Origin of the sequence: Streptomyces verrucosisporus (genome assembly GCF_017114865.1) — a bacterium.
GTDB classification, from domain to species: domain Bacteria; phylum Actinomycetota; class Actinomycetes; order Streptomycetales; family Streptomycetaceae; genus Streptomyces; species Streptomyces fenghuangensis.
On the sequence record NZ_JADEYH010000075.1, the window covers coordinates 1 to 1,348 of the forward strand.

General features: G+C 70.2%; 1 protein-coding gene. It reads right to left on the reverse strand.

Annotated elements, in window-relative coordinates; all coding sequences use genetic code 11:
• Positions 1-11: 11 nt before the first annotated feature.
• Complete coding sequence (locus IQ279_RS27495; protein ID WP_206352037.1) at positions 12-1,235, reverse strand: ISAs1 family transposase; 1,224 nt, start codon at positions 1,233-1,235, stop codon at positions 12-14.
• Positions 1,236-1,348: the final 113 nt, after the last annotated feature.

The window sequence follows — 1,348 nt, forward strand, 5'->3', positions numbered from 1 at the left end:
GCAGGGCTTGATCAAGTTCCCTGAGCGTCCGGGTTGTTGGTGATGCCCAGGAGCGGGAGGGCTCGTTCGGGCTGGTCGCGGATTGCGCGGGTGGTCTTGGCGATGTTGACGGCTCCGAGGGTTTTGAGCAGGCCGATGGCGAGGTTGCGGAAGGTGGCCATGGCGCGGGGTGCGGTGCCGGTGTGGAGGGTGGAGGCGTCCTCGGCGTAGGTCACGTCTCTCACGTGGTGCAGGGCCTCGACGGCCCAGTGGCCGCGGACGGCGGCGGCGAGTTCGGCCGGGGTGGTCTGGTGGGCGTCGAGGCTGGTGACGGCGTAGAGGGTCTCGCGGCTCTCGCGTTCGCCGGTCTGCTTGCGGCGTCGGTGGACGCGGAGGGCGAGGCGGCCGTGGGGGAAGGCGATCCCGCCGAGTTCGTCGGCGATGCCGCAGGTCTTGATCGAGCGGGACTCCCGGCGGCCGTGTCCGGCAGAGGAAGCGGTGTGCTGGACGGCGATGTCAGGCCAGGGCAGGGCGGCGAGCTGCCGGTGGGCGGTCGGCTGATTCCGCTTGATCATGGCGATGTAGTGGGCGTTCTTCGTCTCGACCAGCCAGGTGACGTTCGCCTGGACCGAGTGTAGGGCGTCGAAGGTGACGACGGTGCCGGTCAGGTCCAGCGGTTCGAGCAGGGGCCGGAAGTGCGCGGTCTCGTTCGTCTTGGTTCCGACCTCGGCCTGGGCGAGGGTCAGGGCCCGGTGGTGGGTAACGGCGGAGAGCAGGTGTCTGCGGCCGGCGGACAGGCGGGCCGATCCTCGCAGTGACTTGCCGTCGACGGCGATCACCTGTCGTTTCCCCGAGACTGTTCCCGCGGTGTTCCGGGCGGTGAGGTAGGCGCCGACCGCTTGGTCCAAGGCGTCACCGTCGACGGCCGCGAGGACGCGGCCGATCGTGGTCCGCGAGGGGGCACGGCGCCACCTGAGCGGGTGCCGGCGGACTCCGACGGCCGTCAGCACGGTGTCCGAGGCGCGTGCCGCCCACTCGGCGATCTCATCCACACTCCTCATTCCGGAGACGGCCGCGCAGGCACAGACGAGGAGGACCGCGGTCAGCGGGTACCAGCGGCCCCGCCTCGCCCGTGGGTCGGGCACCCGCTCCAGAAAGGGTCGCAGGTCAGCGACTTGACTGGCATCCAGCGGACCCAGCTTCGCCAGCACCGGCGGGATGAGAGAAGATGCAGCGGCAGGCACGGGCCACCTCATGATCGTTGAGCTTCGACACCCCAATGATCACGAAGCCCGTGCCTGCTCTGCTATGCGCCCCAACCGGTCACGGCCCGACCAACCGCCCGACCCCGGAACTCGCCCAAGCCCTG